Genomic DNA, 15,600 nt, shown 5'->3' with positions numbered 1-15,600 from the left:
GATTCATATCAACGCGGCCGCGCCCCACGCACGCTAGGGTAAGGCAAGTGCGGCGGGCCGGACAGGCTTGCCTTTGGTATGGTGTCTGGCCAAAGGGGCTTGAAATGAGCAGTGTTTTTGTCTGGCTGAACGATCAGTTGTTGCGGATGCAATGGCTGTCGGATCTTGTCACGTTGCTGCTGCGCGATGTGATTGGCATGGATGTCGGCAGCCGCATGGGCGCCAGCGTGCATTTCTTCCTCTACGATACCGTCAAGATTTTCATCCTGCTCTCGGTGCTGATCTTCAGCATTTCCTATGTCCAAAGCTTTTTCCCGCCCGAGCGGACCCGGCGCATTCTGGGGCAGCACAAAGGGCTGGGCGCCAATATCGTGGCGGCGCTTCTGGGCACGATCACGCCGTTTTGTTCGTGCTCGTCGATCCCGCTGTTCATCGGCTTCACCAGCGCGGGCTTGCCGGTGGGGGTGACGTTTTCCTTCCTGATCTCCTCGCCGCTGGTCGATCTGGCCTCGGTCATCCTGCTGGCCAGCATTTTCAACTGGGGGATTGCGCTGGCCTATGTGCTGGTCGGGCTGGTTCTGGCGGTGCTGGGTGGCACGCTGATCAGCTGGATGAAAATGGAGCACCAGATCGAAGAGTTCGTGTTCACCGCCCCGGTGGTGTCGCACGATGGCGGCACGATCACCCGACGCGAGCGGCTGTCATACGCCCGCGATCAGGTGATCGAGATTGCCAGCCGCGTCTGGCCCTATGTGCTGATCGGTGTCGGGATCGGGGCGGCGATCCACAACTGGATTCCGCAGGACCTGATCACCGGGCTGCTGGGGCAGGATAAATGGTGGTCCGTTCTGGTGGCGACGATTGCGGGCGTCCCGATGTATGCCGATATCTTCGGCACCCTGCCGATTGCCGAGGCTCTGGTCGGCAAAGGCGTCGGGCTGGGCACGGCACTGGCCTTCATGATGTCGGTCACGGCGCTGTCTTTGCCGTCGATGATCATGCTGAAACGGGTCGTCAAACTGCCACTGCTGGTGGTGTTCGCCACAATCGTGGCGCTGGGTATCGTCGTGATCGGATACCTGTTCAATGCCACCGCCTATCTATTCATCTGACAAGGGAGAGAAGACATGGAGATCAAGATACTGGGGTCCGGCTGCAAGAAATGCGTGGCACTGGGCGACAATACTCAAGCCGCGCTGAAGGCGGCGGGACGCGAGGCCACAATCGAGAAAGTCACCGATATCATCGCGATCGCCGGATACGGGGTGATGTCCACCCCGGCACTGGTGATCGACGGCAAGGTGGTTTCAACCGGCAAGGTCCTCAGCCCCAAAGAGGTCGGGTTCCTGCTGCCAGCGGCTTAGGGCGGTGGCCGCACGGTGGCCCGCCACACTCAACGCGGCAAACAAAAACGGGCCCCGCAACAGGGCCCGTCCGGTCAGATCGTCAGCGCAGCTCAGGCCAGCGCGATATTGACAGCCGACTCGCGGCCATCGCGGCCGGGCTCGATGTCGAAGGTCACTTTCTGGTTGTCTGCCAGACCGGTCAGGCCCGAACGCTCAACAGCCGAGATGTGCACGAACACGTCTTTGCTGCCGCCATCGGGTGCAATAAAGCCGAAGCCTTTGGTGGTGTTGAACCATTTTACGGTGCCAGTAGCCATTCCGTAGTCTCCTCGTAGTTTGTTGCCCGCGTCGTGCGGCAACCCGGCTCGTCAGGTCAAGATCGAGGTACTGAGCCGTAAAGGAGCAGATGGTCGATAGTGGTAACGTCGCGTGCTGAAATATGCGATAGAGCTTTGACAAAATCAAGTACTCTGAACTGTGCGCCACCACAGCCCCCGGTCTTGTGGGCAGGGCGGTGGGGCCATATATTCCAGTCAACAGATGTATTCAGGAGGCCCCGATGGCACCAAAGAAAATCACTTGCCTCGAGTGCGGTCAGCTTAACCGCGTCCCCGAGGAAAAGCTCAGCTCCGCCCCGAAATGCGGCACCTGCGGTGCCCGGCTGTTGGGCGGTAAAGTGGCCGAGATCGACTTTGCCACGCTGCAAAAAGCCGCCCGCAACGATGACGTGCCGCTGGTGGTGGATTTCTGGGCGCCGTGGTGCGGCCCCTGCCGGATGATGGCGCCGGAATTTTCCAAGGCCGCGACTGAACTGGCCGGGCAGGCGCGACTGGTCAAAGTCAATACCGAGGCCCACCCCAAGGCCGGTGCCAGCTATAACATCCGCGGCATCCCCACGATGGCCGCCTTTTCTGGCGGGCGCGAAAAGGCCCGGCAATCCGGCGCAATGCCCTCGGCCTCGATCGTAAACTGGGTCAAGGGCGCAGTCTGACCGCCAGGGCGCGATTCTGTTGCGTCCGGTGCTGGGGCTGGCTTGCCGCCGGTCACCCGGCGCTGACGGTTCGGCCAAAGGATCGCGCCCCGCCGGGGCGCCTTCGCTGTCCGCTCCCGCCCTCAGCCAAAGCTGCGCGAGACGTCATACATGACCGGCTCGAAGCTTTTGCACAGCTCGGCGATCTTGCGATTGCGGGCGCGCATTTCATCCGTCCGCAGCATCGCCTGAAAATCTTCGCGCCGTTGCCATTGCGAATAATTGGCGATCCGTGTCTGCGCATCATTCACATGCAACCCGGCGGCGATGAACCCCGGCTGTTTGGTGATGAACTGCTCATAGGCATCGGTCAGCGCCTCCAGCAGGTCCTGACAGGTGCCGGGGGTCATCTCGAACGTGGTGATGACGGTCTGAAAGCTGTTGTCTTGTGAAATCTCTGGCATGGGGTCCTCCCTGACTGATCCCAGCCTAGCACCTGTCCACCGCGCGACCAAAGCCGGATTGTGTTAACCGGTCATTTACCATTCTCCGGCAAAGGTTAATGCGTGGAGGGGTAGATGCTGCGTGTCCTTGTTCTGATCCTCTGCCTGCTGCCGCCGCCCGGTTGGGCCGGGGCGTGGCTGCGTGATAAGGGGCAGGGGTTTTCCGCCGCCACGCTGAACGTCAACCGGACGGATGCGGGGCTCAGCCACTATGCCGGGACATATGTCGAATACGGCCTGACCACGCGGATCACGCTGGGGGTGGATGCCGGGCGCGGCGTGTCTGGCGACAGCAAGACCATCGCGTTTTTGCGCAGGCCGCTGCGCGCGCCCAAAGGTAACCACCGCTTTGCCGTCGAATTGGGGCTGGGCGAGATCGCAGGCCAACCGGTGCTGCGCCCCGGCCTGTCCTATGGGTTGGGGTTCGATGGCCGGTTCGGCAGCGGCTGGCTGTCGGTCGATACCGTGGCTGAATGGCACGCGCGCAGCGGTCGGGTGGATGTGAAAGCCGACCTGACACTGGGCCTGTCACCGACCCCAAAGCTGAAAGCCATGATGCAGCTTCAGACCGGCAAATCCATGACCGAGCCTGCATTCCTGCGGTTGGTGCCGTCGGTCGCCTATCGGCTGGGCGAGCGTTGGCACCTTGAGGCGGGGCTTAGCCACACAGTGATTGGGGACCGCGAAACCGGAATGAAATTCGGCCTTTGGTGCGATTTCTGATCCACAGCGGATTTCTGCGACGGATCCCGCAGCGCACGCCGTACAACACCCATTTCAGTCCGCATTTCAAAAAGGGAATTTCATGCTCCTGCGCCTCTCTGCCCTTCTGTCACTTCTGCTCACCGGGGCCATCTTCGGGTTTTTCTACGCTTGGGTCTGTTCCACCATGTGGGGGCTGGATCAGCTGCCCGCTGAAACCGCGATTGGCGCGATGAATGCGATGAACACCTCGGTGCGCAACGGCGTTTTCATGCCCGCCTTCTTTGGCACCTCGCCGGCGCTGGCACTGACTGCGGTGCTGGCATGGGGCGCAAAACGCCGCGACGTGGCGGCGCTGTTCGCGCTGGCGACGGTACTTTATGCGGCGGGGGCTTTCGTTCCGACCGCCACCGTCAACGTGCCGATGAACCAGGCCCTGATGCTGACGGACCTGTCACAACCGCCCGAAGCGCTGCAGGCGGCGTGGCGCAGCTACTCTGATCGCTGGCAACAGTGGAATCAGATCCGCACGGCAGTATCGGGCCTGTGCCTGCTGCTGGTGGGCGCGGGGCTGCTGCGGCTGGGCCGCAAACGCCCTTGAACCCGCGCGGTACCGGCCCTAGCCTGCCGATATGCCCGAGCTGATCCGCCCCACCGATGACCAAGCCCGCGCCTTGGCGCGCCAACTGATCGACACCGCCCGCTTTGGCGCACTTGCGGTGACCGAAGCGGGCACCGGCCTGCCATTGGTCAGCCGCGTTGCGGTCGGCACCGCGCCGGATGGGCAACCTTTGCTGCTGGTCTCGGATCTGGCGCATCACACCCGCGCGCTGAAAGAAAACCCCGCCTGCGCGCTGCTGCTGGGCGAACCCGGCCCCAGGGGCGACCCGCTGACCCACCCGCGCCTGACGCTTCAGGCCGATGCGCAATTTCTGCGCCACGGCAGCCCCGGACATGGCGAAATGGCCGCGCATTACCTGCGCGACCACCCCAAGGCCAAACTCTATATCGGGTTCACCGATTTCTCCTTCGCCCTGCTGAAGGTGCATCTGGCCTATCTGAACGGCGGCTTCGGCCGCGCGTTCACGCTGACCCCCGCCGACCTGACCCGCTGACGGGGAAGGGGCACCGCCGGTGCCCGATCCTGTGCCCTATACGTTGTCCATCCGCACGGTCACGCTGACATCACCGCTCAGCGGCTCGGGCCAGTTCAACTGCACCTGATCACGGTTCGCCCCCTGTTCTGCCGCAACATACGGCATGTCATAGCGCGCCACATTCGACCCGTTCTTGATCTTCGACCGCGCCACCACCGCATCGACATTCTGCGCATAGCCGCCAAACAGCAGCGGTCCTTCGCAATCCACGGTCCAGGTCTCCGCCACGCTGGCCTGCGAATGCCTCAGGATCACGGGATTCGAGATCCCCTGTATGATCGCGTTGAACATATTGCCCTGCACGATGATGTTGCGCATCCGGCTGAAATCCAGATTGGCATAGGAGGTGTCCACGTGGTCCACCCGGTCAAGATCCCCATGGATCGAGCGGAAAATATTGCCGGTCACATTCAACCCGCTGATGAAATGCCCCGCACCATGCGGTTTGATTACGATGAACCGGAACCACGGCACCGTGCCGATCGCCTGAAAGATATTGTCGGCGATGTTCAGCGCGCTGAAGGAATACTCGCTGTTGAACTCCGGTTCGTGATCATGCTCGTTCGACCACTCGATCGAACAGTTGTCGATATAGTTGCCCGCAATCGTGGCGCGGTTGTGGGTGCTGGTCAGCACCAGACCGGCCGAGCGAATGCCTTCGTTCTCGTCATCGCCCTGAAACCAGTGATTGCCGGTGATGATCGAACTGGTGCCGCCCAGAATGGCGAAGTGGCGGAATTGTGTGATCCGGTTGTCGCGCAGCTTGACGTCGTTCGAATTCGCGTTCAGCGCGATTGCCGTGCGGTCCTGCGCCCGCATCGCGGTTTGATTGGACAGAAACTGGCAGCGGTCGATCAGCATTCCCTGACAGCCTTGGCCAATGCTGGTCACCCCGCGATCTCTGGGCCGCGTGAAAAAGCAATCCTTGAGGTGAAAGATCAACCCCGAAGGCGGCAGCATGATCGCGCTGGCCCGTCCGTTGCACTGAAACTCGATATCCGACATCGAGAATTTCGACAGCTTGCCGAAGCCGCTGAAATCCAGAATGTACTTGTGGCGGGTGAAGGTATAATTCTGCGTCCCCACCGCATCAAACAGCGGCATCGACAGGGTGATTTCCTGCGTCGCCACGTTCTTGTCGCGCACATAAACCTCGCGGCCCACACCGTTGCCGGTGACCAGCGCCCCAATCGGAATATTCGCCACATTCGCCACATTCGTCAGGCGATCCGCCGACGAGGTGCTATAGCTCGCGGTCGAGGTGAAAACCTCGGTGTCCCACGCACTGTCTTCCTGGCAATAAAACTGCCCGTTGCGGATGTGGCGACGCTGGGCAAACTCGGTCCGGTTGGAAACGGCGGCCTGCATGTCGATCGGGCCGTTCACGCTGATCCGCCGCCCGCCCAGATCCAGCGATTCATGATCCGAGTTGTTCAGCAACGACTGAAACGCCTTGCGAAAGGCCAGCTCCTCGTTGCCAAACGCATCAATATAGGTCGGCAGATCGAAATCCTTGGTCAGCGACAACAGCATGTTGTCAGGCATCGTCACCGTGCCCTCGAACTGCACCCGGTTTTCAAAGGTCACGCTGTCGCCCAGATAATAATGCCCGGCGGACACCAGAACCCGCCGCCCGTTGGCGGCCTCGTCGGCGGCGGCAAACGCGGCGGAATCGTCTGTCACCCCGTTGCCCACAGCGCCGTAATCGCGCACGTCGACCCAGTTCATCAGGTCGCGCAGGAACACGTCGGTGACATCCTCGATCACGATGTCGTCGATCCGCACCACACCGCCATTGCTGCCGGTCAGATCCAGCCCGAAGTGGCCATATGCAGGCGCGTTGCCCCACACCATATCCACGCCGCTGCGATCACCGGACCCGACAATCGCGCTCACCTCGACCACCTGACCATAGCTGCTCAGCGTCACACTTGGCCCGACCTCGGGCAGGCCACTGACATGCGCATCGCTGGCCGTCCCGGCCCAGCCCGCGATCCGGACCGAGGGCAAGTTGCCGCTGATCGCCTTTACCCGCGCGGTGATCCGCAGGTAACACCCCGGCAGGATCGGCGTTTCGCCCATATACCTCAGCTGCTGGGTGCTGGCTGTCTTCTGGATCTCCAAACACCCCGAGAAATCCTGATCCGCTGGAACATAGGCGGCATTGACTGCACCGTCATAGGTATCAGAGCCGGGCGTGCCGTCGCCGCTCGACCAGACATCCAGCCCGAATTCAAAGGCGGTGGGCATAAACACCACCCCGTCGGTAATCGCCTTGTTCATTCCATATCCTTTCCAAGAGCCGCCCGGACCCTGACCACAACAGGGCAGGGATCGGCGGCGGTCATCTGTGCACGACCGGGGCAGCGCCCGGATGGGAAAGGGAAATATCAACGCTGCGTTAACAGCGCCTGAGACCACCGTGACGGTGCCCGACCTCTTCACAGCGCCGACCCGCGCGCCTATCTGTAAATCACGCGATGAAAAAGGCGCTCTGGCCATGACCTACAGACTGACCCACAAGGACCGAAACCTTCAGGCCGCCCTGCGCCGCATCGCCGCCGAACAGATCGACACCGCCCTGTCCGAGATCGCACAGACCGATGCCGACCCCGATGAAACCGTCCACAGCCTGCGCAAACGCTGCAAGAAACTGCGCGGATTGCTGCGCCTGACCCGCGCCGGGCTGTCCGAGTTCAAAGCCGAAGATACCGCGATCCGCGATCTGGCGCGGCTGCTGGCCCAACGCCGTGACCGCGCCGTTCTGGGCGCCACTCACGCCGCACTGTCGGATCAGGCCGCCGCCACGGCGCCGACCCACAGCCCCTTCCCCGACAGCCTGCGCGAGGGGTTTCAGGCCCTGCGCGGCCGATCTCAAAACTGGAAACTGCGTGGTGACGACGCCGAAATCCTGCACAAGGGGCTGGCTCACACCGCCGCCCACGCCGATCGCGCCTTTCGTGCCGCGCGCAAATCGCCCGATACCACCACGATGCATGAATGGCGCAAATGGGCGAAATATCAATGGTATCACGCCCGCTTGCTGCAAGCGATCTGGCCCGGCCCGCTGCGCGCGCGGCGCGACCAATCCAAACAGCTGGAACTGGCACTCGGAGAATATCACGATCTTGCCGTCTACCGGCAGAAGCTGTCAGGCAAAGATGCGGCAAAGCTTGATAAACGCGCGCACCACCGGCAGGCCCAGATCGAAACGCAGGTCTTCGCACTTGGCCGCCGGTTTTCCGCCGACCCGTCCACGGCGCTTGCCGACCGCTGGGTTGCATGGTGGCAGATCTGGCGCAGCGAAGCCTAAGACCTGCCCCCCCTCCCTCAGGAAAGGGGGCAGGCAACCTGTTTGCTTAAATCAGCTCACCCGCCAGCGCCCTGTCGATCAGCGCGATGGTTTCCTCGACGCCATACAGCGCGATGAACCCGCCAAACCGCGGGCCCTGGCTTGCACCCAGCAGCACCTCGTACAGCGCCTTGAACCAGTCGCGCATCGGGTCAAACCGCTCGCGCCCGACGCTGAACACCAGCCCCTGCAACTCTTCGCCGTCCAATCCGCCGTCCCATTCCGCCAGCTTGGCGCGCAGTTCGGTCAACGCCTCGCGTTCCAGATCGCTGGGCGCGCGGAATACCTTCTGCGGCTTCACGAAATCGTTGTAGTACCGCACCGCAAAACCCGCCGCCTGATCCAGATCGGGATGGGTCTCGGGGCTGGCCTCGGGGGCATAGCGCTGGATAAAGCCCCACATTTTGCTCTTTTCTTCCGCCGCCGACACCGACGCCAGATTCAGCAACATGCTGAACGGCACCACCATCCGGCTTTCGGGCACGTCGCCGCCGTGAATATGCCAGACCGGGTTGTTCACCTTCTGCGCCGCATCCTGCCCCGGATAGGCCCGCAGCTGCTGATGATATTCGTCCATCGCCTTGGGGATCACATCGAAATGCATCCGCTTGGCGGTCTTTGGCTTTTGATACATGAAATATGACAGGCTCTCGGCACTGGCATAGGTCAGCCACTCGTCAATCGTCAGGCCATTGCCTTTTGATTTCGAAATTTTTTCGCCGTTCTCGTCCAGAAACAGCTCATAGGTGAAATGCTCGGGCTTCTTGCCGCCCAGAATTTCGCAGATCGAATCATAGATCGGCGTATTCGTCGAATGATCCTTTCCGTACATCTCGAAATCCACGCCCAAAGCCGCCCAACGCGCGCCGAAATCCGGCTTCCATTGCAGCTTGACCTGCCCACCGGTCACCGGCAGCGTCCACTCGCGCCCATTCTCGTCATCAAAGGTGATCGTGCCATCCTTGGCATTCACCTGCTTCATCGGCACATACATCACTCGCCCGGTTTCGGGATGGATCGGCAGGAAAATCGAATAGGTCTGCCGCCGCTCTTCACGCAGGCTTTTCAGCATCACCTTCATCACCGCGTCATAGCGGTCGACCGCGCGCAACAGCACCTCGTCAAACTGACCGGATTTGTAAAATTCCGTGGCGCTGATGAATTCGTATTCAAACCCGAAGGTGTCCAGAAACCGCCGCAGCATGGCGTTGTTATGGGCGCCAAAACTGTCGTATTCGCCGAACGGATCGGGCACGCTGGTCAGCGGGCGTTGCAGGTTTTCGTGCAACATTTCCTGCTGCGGCACATTGTCCGGCACCTTACGCATGCCGTCCACATCGTCGGAAAAACAGATCAACCGCGTCGGAATGTCGGAAATCAGCTCGAACGCCCGCCGGATCATGGTTGTGCGTGCGACCTCGCCAAAGGTGCCGATATGCGGCAATCCGCTTGGGCCATATCCGGTCTCGAAAAGAACATAACCCTTCTCGGGGGCCTTCTTTTCATAGCGTTTGACCAGCTTGCGCGCCTCTTCAAAGGGCCAGGCTTTTGACACAAGGGCGGCGTCGCGCAATTCAGACATGGGTATTCTCCAGTGCGGGGCCTCCGCGCCCCATGCGCGGCAGACCGACGCTACCTATTGCGACTGCCCCGTCCAGTCAATATTCTGCACTGCAACACCCCCGTCCCAGAAAGGCGCTCCATGACTGGCCAGACCGATACTTCCGATCAGCTGCCGCACTCGCTCAGCCCGCAGGACTGCCTTGTTGCGCTGATGATCGCCATCTCGGCCTCGGATGAAAACATCCGCACCGCCGAACTGGTCAAGATCCAGAACGCGGTTAACCACCTGCCGGTTTTTGCCAATTACGATATCGACCGGATGAACACGATGGCCCAGACCGTGTTCGACCTGTTCGGCGAAGAGGACGGCCTTGATGCCCTCTTTGGCCTGATCCGCGAAAACCTGCCTGAGCGTCTGAATGAAACCGCCTATGCGCTGGCCTGCGATGTTGCCGCCGCCGACGGTCAGATCTTCGAACCTGAATTGCGCCTCCTCGAAGAGATCCGCTACGAGCTGAACATCGACCGCCTGCACGCCGCCGCAATCGAACGCGGCTCGCGTGCGCGGCACCTGTCAGCCTAGGCTTGCACGTTTTCCGATATGCCTGCGCCGCATTGGCGCTGCTGACCTCCGCCGCCACGGCAGCGCAGATCGAAGCGCGCGTGGATCTGTCGGACCAACTCATGACCGTCAGCCTTGATGGTCAGCCGCTCTATGTCTGGCCGGTGTCCACCGCGCGGTTCGGCAAGGTGACCCCCGTGGGCAATTTCACCGCGCAATTCCTGTCGCGTGACCACTACTCAAGCCTCTACCATCACGCTCCGATGCCGTTTTCGATCTTCTTTTATGGCAATTACGCCATCCACGGCACGACCGAGGTCAGCCGACTTGGCACCCCGGCCTCGTCGGGCTGCATCCGCCTGCACCCCGAGAATGCGCAGATCCTGTTCGCCTTCGCCCAACAGGTCGGCCTGCCCAACACCCATGTGGTGATACAGCCCTGATCCGCCCCGCTGGCATGTTCCCGCCAATGTGATCCCCCCGAGCCGAAAAGCCGTTTGAGATCGCCCGAAGCTGTGCCATGATTAACAGATAATTCGACACAACCAATTTTAGGTACACCATGAAACGCAGCTATTTTGTTGCCCTCAGCCTCGCGCTGATCTTCCTCATTCCGATCATCGGGGTTGCGGCCTCTGACCGGAATATGTCCAACGCCGCCAAGACGCAGCTTACCTCGATAAGGCCCTGAAACCGACGGCATTGGGCCGAGCATCCGCTCGCGGACATACACAGACAAGGTGCGCTGCGGCGCGCCTTGTTGCCTGTCGCGTCCTCAGCTGCCGTACAGCACACCCCACCGCTCCAGCAGCTTTTGCTGCAACCGTTTCGAGCGGCCGTTCCACGTGCGTGCGCCCCTGGGCCGCTCGCGCTCGGCGCGCGGTATCTTCGCCCGGCGCGGTTCGTCGGCGGTGAAAATGGCAAAGGCCATTTCGGTGCCGTCGGTGGCCGTCAGATACCCCGCCAGCGCGCTGACAAAATTCAGCGTCCCGGTCTTGGCCTTCACTTTCAGCGGATGCGCCCGATTCGGCTGGCCCTTGGCGTTGCGCAGGGTGATATCCTTCAGCAAGGGCTTCAGCACACCTGACTTCTGCGCCGCCACCAGGGCCTTGACCAAATCCCCCGCCCGCAGCTCGGATGCCTCGCCCAGCCCCGAATGATCCACCAGCCGCGCGCCGGTCATGCCCAAGGTCTGGTTCGCCCAGCGGCTCATGGCACTGGCCGACGCCCGGATCGAGGCCACACGCCCCCCCTGCGCCTGACTGGCCGCCAATCCCACCATTTCCGCTGTCAGATTGGTCGAATGCTTCAGCATCCCGCGCAATATCTCGCGCAGGGGCTCGCTTTCCTGCGTTACCAACGTGGTTCCGGCGGGCAGGGCGGCCACCACCGCCTCGGGCTTCAGAACAATGCCCTGCGCCCGTGCGAATGTGCGAAACACCTCGGCTGCGTATTTATCGGGGTTGCGCACCGGCAACCACCGCGCGCCGCCGTTGCCAAGCGCCCCGCTGGCCACGGTCCAGCGGTCATTCCCGGCCTGCGCGCGATAGGTATAAACCGGCACCTCGCGCGCCATGATCGCCATGCTGGCCACCTCGACCTCGGGCCGATACCGTGCGGTGCGCGCATCCATGCTCACGCCCCAGCCCGCCCCGGCCCGGCGCCACTCGAAATGCACCCTGTTGAAATTCAGCGCCAGCCCCGACACCGCCGGATTATATCCCACATGATCGGGCTGATCGGCGTCGATCTGGCGGGCATATGGCAGCGCGCCGCCCCAGACCAGAAACTTGCCGCGCACCTCGCGCAACCCTGCCGCCTTCAGCTTTGCCGCCATTTCGGCCAGCGCATCGGTGTCCAGCGTCGGATCACCGCCCCCCGCCAGCACCAGATCGCCCTGCAGTATCCCGTTCTGCACCGGCCCCGCCGCAATCAACCGTGTGCGAAACCGATGCGCAGGCCCCAGCCGGTCCAGCGCATACAGCGCGGTTACCGTCTTGGTCACACTGGCCGGTGGCAGGCCGACCGCGGCTTCGCGCGTTTCCAGAACCAGCCCGCTGGTCACATCCGCCACGGCAAAGGCCACCTTGCCGCTCAGTCCCGCGTCGGCGACCAAAGCTTCGCTGCCGGTCACCGCCAGCTTGTGCAGCGCCTTGGGCCGCAGATGCGGCCGCAGCGACACCGCCGGAGGCTGCGCCAAACCCGGCCCCGCGATCAAAGCCGCCACGCCGCCCAGAAAAAAACGTCTCGAAAATGCTTGAACCATGATGCGGTAAAATTAACCTCAGCCGCGTCCGCCCGGCAAGCACAGTTTACGCGCCGTGATGCCGCATCAACCCCAATCGCCGCGCGCCCGGATCATGGTCGAGGACACATTGACCATCGGCACATTCACAAAGCACCACGCCGGGGCCTGCGCACGCCCCAAAAGCTGGCTGCGCCGTCCCGGCAGTTGTGCCTGTCGGTAAATCCGTGCTGCCTTCGATGATTTGGCCGAGATCCGCTTGCCGGGCCGCGCCAGAACGCCCACCGGCACCCGCTGCATGATCTCCTGCCAGTCCTGCCACTGATCGAACTGCGCCAGATTGTCCGCGCCCATCAACCAGACAAACCGAACCCCCGGACAGGCATGTTGCAGCGCCGCAATCGTCTCGGCGGTGTACCGCGTGCCGATCCGCGCCTCGAAATCCGTGACCTTGACCCGTGGGTGGCGCATCACGTGGCGCGCCCGCGCCATCCGCTTGTCCATCTCTACCGGCCCGCGTGCTTTCAGCGGGTTGCCGGGGCTGACCAGCCACCACACCTGATCCAGCCCAAACCGCCGCAATGCCTCGCGCGTGATATGCGCGTGCCCCTCGTGGGCCGGGTCAAACGACCCTCCCAACAGGCCAATGACCTGACCCGCCCGCACATATGGCAACCCGTTCCGCACCCGTTTCCTCCGCCAAACCACGCAGTTGTCTTGTGGGGCAGGGGGTTTGTCAATCAATCAGCCGCCCCGCACCTGCCCGCCACGCCGCCACAGCCCCCTTGCATTGTGCCAAATTCCGGCCCTATCGTGCCCTCAAGCGAGGACCACCTCCCCCAATTCGGGATAGATATTCGGGACGACCCGGCGAAAAATGGGACGCCATGCGCAACACTGCCGACCGTATCCGCCACGCCCTCAGCTTCGAGGTGACCGGCCTCCTACTTGTCGCACCGCTCGGGGCTTGGCTCTATGATATGCCGCTGCACGACATGGGTGTCGTCAGTGTTGTCAGCGCGACCATCGCCATGCTCTGGAACTATCTCTATAACCTGCTGTTCGACCACGCGATGCTTCGGCTTGTCGGGCACCTGCGCAAAACCCCCATGCTTCGCCTCGCCCACGCCGTCCTGTTCGAGGCCGGGCTTCTGACCGTGCTGATGCCCTTCATCGCCTGGCACCTCGGCGTCAGCCTGATGCAGGCCTTCGTGATGGATGTGTCATTTTCGCTGTTCTACCTGATCTTTGCGCTGGGTTTTAACTGGGCCTATGACCTGATTTTTCCGGTCCCGCCGCCGCGCGCCGCACCCAGCCAGATCTAGCTCCCGCAAACCCCGCATTGCCCCCGCCGCAGCGCTCGGTTATCACCGGCCGCAACACATGCACACCCAAGGAGCATCCCCAATGGCATCCTATCAATACGTCTATCACATGGCCGACGTCTCCAAGACCTATCCGGGCGGCAAGAAATGCTTCGAGAACATCCACCTCAATTTCCTGCCCGGCGTCAAAATCGGCGTGGTCGGTGTCAACGGCTCGGGTAAATCGACCCTGCTGAAAATCATGGCCGGCCTCGACAAGGATTTTCAGGGCGAAGCCTGGGCCGCCGAAGGCGCCCGCGTCGGCTATCTGCCGCAGGAACCCGAACTCGACCCAAGCCTTGATGTGCGCGGGAACGTGATGCTGGGCGTCGCTGGCAAAAAGGCGATCCTCGATCGCTACAACGACCTGGCGATGAACTACTCGGACGAAACCGCCGAGGAAATGGGCAAGCTGCAAGACGAGATCGACGCCCAGAACCTGTGGGACCTCGACAGCCAGGTCGACATCTCGCTCGAAGCCCTGCGCTGCCCGCCCGACGATGCCGATGTCACCACGCTTTCGGGCGGTGAAAAACGCCGCGTCGCGCTGTGCAAACTGCTGCTCGAACAGCCCGAAATGCTGCTGCTTGACGAACCGACCAACCACCTCGACGCCGAAACCATCGCTTGGCTGCAACAGCACCTGATCGCTTATCCCGGCACCATCCTGATCGTCACCCACGACCGCTATTTCCTTGATGATATCACCAGCTGGATCCTCGAACTTGACCGTGGCCGCGGCATCCCCTGCGAAGGCAACTACTCTGCCTGGCTGGAACAAAAGGCCAAGCGCCTGATGCAGGAATCCCGCGAGGATAAGTCAAAACAGCAAACGCTTCAGCGCGAACTCGAATGGATGCGGCAGGGTGCCAAAGCCCGGCAGGCCAAATCCAAGGCCCGGATCAAATCCTATAACGAGATGGCCAACCAGTCCGAGCGCGAAAAGCTGGCCCACGCCCAGATCGTCATCCCCAACGGCCCGCGCCTTGGCGACAAGGTGATCGAAGTGCGCGGCCTCAAGAAAGCCATGGGTGACAAACTCCTGATCGAGAACCTCGATTTCTCGCTGCCCCCCGGCGGCATCGTCGGCGTGATCGGTCCCAACGGCGCCGGTAAAACCACGCTGTTCCGTATGCTCACTGGACAGGAACAGCCCGACGAAGGCACCGTTGAATACGGCGATACCGTCAAGCTCAGCTACGTCGATCAGAATCGCGACGCCCTCGACCCCAACGAAAATGTGTGGGAGGCAATCGCCGACGGTCAGGACATCATCAAACTCGGCGACGCCGAGGTCAACGCCCGCGCCTATTGCTCGGCCTTCAACTTCAAAGGCGGCGATCAGCAGAAGAAAGTCGGGCTGCTGTCGGGCGGTGAACGCAACCGCGTCCACATGGCACGCCTGTTGCGCTCGGGCGGCAACGTGCTGCTCCTCGATGAACCGACCAACGACCTCGACGTGGAAACCCTGCGCGCATTGGAAGATGCGTTGGTGGATTTCGCCGGCTGCGCCGTGGTCATCTCGCACGACCGTTTCTTCCTCGACCGGATCTGTACCCATATGCTCGCCTTCGAGGGCGACGCCCATGTGGAATGGTTCGAAGGCAACTTCGCCGACTATGAAGAAGACAAAAAGCGCCGCCTTGGCCCCGATGCGATGGAACCCAAGCGGATCAAATACAAAAAGTTCACACGCTGAGCTGGGCGGGGGGCACCCCCCGCCACACCACCCTCACTTCAGGCCAGCGGCGGCGGGGTAAACCCCGCCCTCCCGGCCAAAGCGACCGCACAGAAAGACATGCCCCACAGGCGCGTGGGACCGGCCATCCTTTGGCA

18 protein-coding genes are annotated in these 15,600 nt (G+C 62.1%); 12 read left to right on the top strand and 6 right to left on the bottom strand.

Features of this window, described 5'->3' with window-relative positions; all coding sequences use genetic code 11:
* Positions 1-104: 104 nt before the first annotated feature.
* Together BSF79_RS03350 and BSF79_RS03345 are read left to right on the top strand one after the other, a co-directional pair.
* Complete coding sequence (locus BSF79_RS03350; RefSeq protein WP_090268295.1) at positions 105-1,112, top strand: permease; 1,008 nt, start codon at positions 105-107, stop codon at positions 1,110-1,112.
* A gap of 15 nt (positions 1,113-1,127) precedes the next feature.
* Positions 1,128-1,364 carry a thioredoxin family protein gene (locus tag BSF79_RS03345; protein ID WP_090268293.1) on the top strand — a complete coding sequence of 79 codons (237 nt, stop codon included), beginning with the start codon at positions 1,128-1,130 and terminating at the stop codon, positions 1,362-1,364.
* Between the two features lie 92 nt (positions 1,365-1,456).
* Here the strand turns inward: BSF79_RS03345 and BSF79_RS03340 are convergent, their stop codons facing one another.
* The gene (locus BSF79_RS03340) at positions 1,457-1,663 is read right to left on the bottom strand and encodes a cold-shock protein (protein ID WP_090268291.1); all 207 of its coding nucleotides are present in this window, start codon (positions 1,661-1,663) and stop codon (positions 1,457-1,459) included.
* A 242-nt stretch (positions 1,664-1,905) separates the two neighbouring features.
* On the opposite strand from BSF79_RS03340, the gene trxC reads away from it, so the two are divergent.
* Positions 1,906-2,337, top strand: a complete 432-nt coding sequence (gene trxC / locus BSF79_RS03335) for a thioredoxin TrxC (RefSeq protein ID WP_090268289.1) — start codon at positions 1,906-1,908, stop codon at positions 2,335-2,337.
* Positions 2,338-2,459: 122 nt separating this feature from the next.
* Here the strand turns inward: trxC and BSF79_RS03330 are convergent, their stop codons facing one another.
* Entirely contained in the window at positions 2,460-2,780 is a 321-nt protein-coding gene (locus tag BSF79_RS03330; protein ID WP_090268287.1) for an antibiotic biosynthesis monooxygenase family protein, read from the bottom strand.
* A 114-nt stretch (positions 2,781-2,894) separates the two neighbouring features.
* On the opposite strand from BSF79_RS03330, the gene BSF79_RS03325 reads away from it, so the two are divergent.
* From BSF79_RS03325 to BSF79_RS03315, 3 genes are all read left to right on the top strand, one after another.
* A complete protein-coding gene (locus tag BSF79_RS03325) occupies positions 2,895-3,542 on the top strand; it encodes a hypothetical protein (RefSeq protein WP_090268285.1) in 648 nt (215 codons plus the stop codon).
* Positions 3,543-3,624: 82 nt separating this feature from the next.
* Positions 3,625-4,122: an anthrone oxygenase family protein gene (locus BSF79_RS03320; RefSeq protein WP_090268283.1), complete on the top strand. Its 498-nt coding sequence runs from the start codon at positions 3,625-3,627 to the stop codon at positions 4,120-4,122.
* A gap of 31 nt (positions 4,123-4,153) precedes the next feature.
* The gene (locus BSF79_RS03315) at positions 4,154-4,636 is read left to right on the top strand and encodes a HugZ family pyridoxamine 5'-phosphate oxidase (protein WP_090268281.1); all 483 of its coding nucleotides are present in this window, start codon (positions 4,154-4,156) and stop codon (positions 4,634-4,636) included.
* A 36-nt stretch (positions 4,637-4,672) separates the two neighbouring features.
* Here BSF79_RS03315 and BSF79_RS03310 read toward each other — a convergent pair whose 3' ends face one another.
* Positions 4,673-6,961, bottom strand: coding sequence for a glycosyl hydrolase family 28-related protein (locus BSF79_RS03310; RefSeq protein WP_090268278.1), 2,289 nt, complete (start codon positions 6,959-6,961; stop codon positions 4,673-4,675).
* 217 nt (positions 6,962-7,178) lie between these two features.
* Here BSF79_RS03310 and BSF79_RS03305 point away from each other — a divergent pair, with 217 nt between their 5' ends.
* Entirely contained in the window at positions 7,179-7,991 is an 813-nt protein-coding gene (locus tag BSF79_RS03305) for a CHAD domain-containing protein (RefSeq protein WP_175545246.1), read from the top strand.
* Positions 7,992-8,037: 46 nt separating this feature from the next.
* Here the strand turns inward: BSF79_RS03305 and BSF79_RS03300 are convergent, their stop codons facing one another.
* Positions 8,038-9,612: a lysine--tRNA ligase gene (locus BSF79_RS03300; RefSeq protein ID WP_090268274.1), complete on the bottom strand. Its 1,575-nt coding sequence runs from the start codon at positions 9,610-9,612 to the stop codon at positions 8,038-8,040.
* Between the two features lie 120 nt (positions 9,613-9,732).
* Between BSF79_RS03300 and BSF79_RS03295 the strand changes: the two genes are divergently transcribed.
* The 3 genes from BSF79_RS03295 (at position 9,733) to BSF79_RS20185 (ending at position 10,846) form a co-directional block, all read left to right on the top strand.
* On the top strand, positions 9,733-10,176 hold the full coding sequence (locus BSF79_RS03295; RefSeq protein WP_090268272.1) for a tellurite resistance TerB family protein: 444 nt from the start codon (positions 9,733-9,735) through the stop codon (positions 10,174-10,176).
* A 32-nt stretch (positions 10,177-10,208) separates the two neighbouring features.
* On the top strand, positions 10,209-10,598 hold the full coding sequence (locus BSF79_RS03290; protein WP_245776303.1) for a L,D-transpeptidase: 390 nt from the start codon (positions 10,209-10,211) through the stop codon (positions 10,596-10,598).
* A 119-nt stretch (positions 10,599-10,717) separates the two neighbouring features.
* The gene (locus BSF79_RS20185) at positions 10,718-10,846 is read left to right on the top strand and encodes a hypothetical protein (RefSeq protein ID WP_281248623.1); all 129 of its coding nucleotides are present in this window, start codon (positions 10,718-10,720) and stop codon (positions 10,844-10,846) included.
* Between the two features lie 84 nt (positions 10,847-10,930).
* Here the strand turns inward: BSF79_RS20185 and dacB are convergent, their stop codons facing one another.
* Both dacB and BSF79_RS03280 read right to left on the bottom strand, forming a co-directional pair.
* Entirely contained in the window at positions 10,931-12,421 is a 1,491-nt protein-coding gene (gene dacB, locus BSF79_RS03285) for a D-alanyl-D-alanine carboxypeptidase/D-alanyl-D-alanine endopeptidase (protein WP_090268270.1), read from the bottom strand.
* 66 nt (positions 12,422-12,487) lie between these two features.
* Positions 12,488-13,087, bottom strand: coding sequence for a nicotinate-nucleotide adenylyltransferase (locus BSF79_RS03280; protein WP_090268269.1), 600 nt, complete (start codon positions 13,085-13,087; stop codon positions 12,488-12,490).
* Positions 13,088-13,287: 200 nt separating this feature from the next.
* Between BSF79_RS03280 and BSF79_RS03275 the strand changes: the two genes are divergently transcribed.
* Positions 13,288-13,725 carry a PACE efflux transporter gene (locus BSF79_RS03275; RefSeq protein ID WP_090268267.1) on the top strand — a complete coding sequence of 146 codons (438 nt, stop codon included), beginning with the start codon at positions 13,288-13,290 and terminating at the stop codon, positions 13,723-13,725.
* Between the two features lie 82 nt (positions 13,726-13,807).
* Positions 13,808-15,463 (top strand): energy-dependent translational throttle protein EttA, encoded by a 1,656-nt coding sequence (ettA, locus tag BSF79_RS03270; RefSeq protein ID WP_090268266.1) that lies wholly within the window; start codon positions 13,808-13,810, stop codon positions 15,461-15,463.
* Positions 15,464-15,600: the final 137 nt, after the last annotated feature.

Origin of the sequence: Thalassovita taeanensis, assembly GCF_900110775.1 — a bacterium.
GTDB classification, from domain to species: domain Bacteria; phylum Pseudomonadota; class Alphaproteobacteria; order Rhodobacterales; family Rhodobacteraceae; genus Litorimicrobium; species Litorimicrobium taeanense.
Note: the sequence above shows the minus strand (reverse complement) of the source record. Positions and strands in the feature narration are given on the sequence as shown.

Bases quoted from the DNA above. Each gene is read 5' to 3' on its own strand.
- BSF79_RS03350 (WP_090268295.1), top strand. From the start codon at position 105: ATGAGCAGTGTTTTTGTCTGGCTGAACGATCAGTTGTTGCGGATGCAA.
- BSF79_RS03345 (WP_090268293.1), top strand. From the start codon at position 1,128: ATGGAGATCAAGATACTGGGGTCCGGCTGCAAGAAATGCGTGGCACTG.
- BSF79_RS03340 (WP_090268291.1), bottom strand. From the start codon at position 1,663: ATGGCTACTGGCACCGTAAAATGGTTCAACACCACCAAAGGCTTCGGC.
- trxC (WP_090268289.1), top strand. From the start codon at position 1,906: ATGGCACCAAAGAAAATCACTTGCCTCGAGTGCGGTCAGCTTAACCGC.
- BSF79_RS03330 (WP_090268287.1), bottom strand. From the start codon at position 2,780: ATGCCAGAGATTTCACAAGACAACAGCTTTCAGACCGTCATCACCACG.
- BSF79_RS03325 (WP_090268285.1), top strand. From the start codon at position 2,895: ATGCTGCGTGTCCTTGTTCTGATCCTCTGCCTGCTGCCGCCGCCCGGT.
- BSF79_RS03320 (WP_090268283.1), top strand. From the start codon at position 3,625: ATGCTCCTGCGCCTCTCTGCCCTTCTGTCACTTCTGCTCACCGGGGCC.
- BSF79_RS03315 (WP_090268281.1), top strand. From the start codon at position 4,154: ATGCCCGAGCTGATCCGCCCCACCGATGACCAAGCCCGCGCCTTGGCG.
- BSF79_RS03310 (WP_090268278.1), bottom strand. From the start codon at position 6,961: ATGAACAAGGCGATTACCGACGGGGTGGTGTTTATGCCCACCGCCTTT.
- BSF79_RS03305 (WP_175545246.1), top strand. From the start codon at position 7,179: ATGACCTACAGACTGACCCACAAGGACCGAAACCTTCAGGCCGCCCTG.
- BSF79_RS03300 (WP_090268274.1), bottom strand. From the start codon at position 9,612: ATGTCTGAATTGCGCGACGCCGCCCTTGTGTCAAAAGCCTGGCCCTTT.
- BSF79_RS03295 (WP_090268272.1), top strand. From the start codon at position 9,733: ATGACTGGCCAGACCGATACTTCCGATCAGCTGCCGCACTCGCTCAGC.
- BSF79_RS20185 (WP_281248623.1), top strand. From the start codon at position 10,718: ATGAAACGCAGCTATTTTGTTGCCCTCAGCCTCGCGCTGATCTTCCTC.
- dacB (WP_090268270.1), bottom strand. From the start codon at position 12,421: ATGGTTCAAGCATTTTCGAGACGTTTTTTTCTGGGCGGCGTGGCGGCT.
- BSF79_RS03275 (WP_090268267.1), top strand. From the start codon at position 13,288: ATGCGCAACACTGCCGACCGTATCCGCCACGCCCTCAGCTTCGAGGTG.
- ettA (WP_090268266.1), top strand. From the start codon at position 13,808: ATGGCATCCTATCAATACGTCTATCACATGGCCGACGTCTCCAAGACC.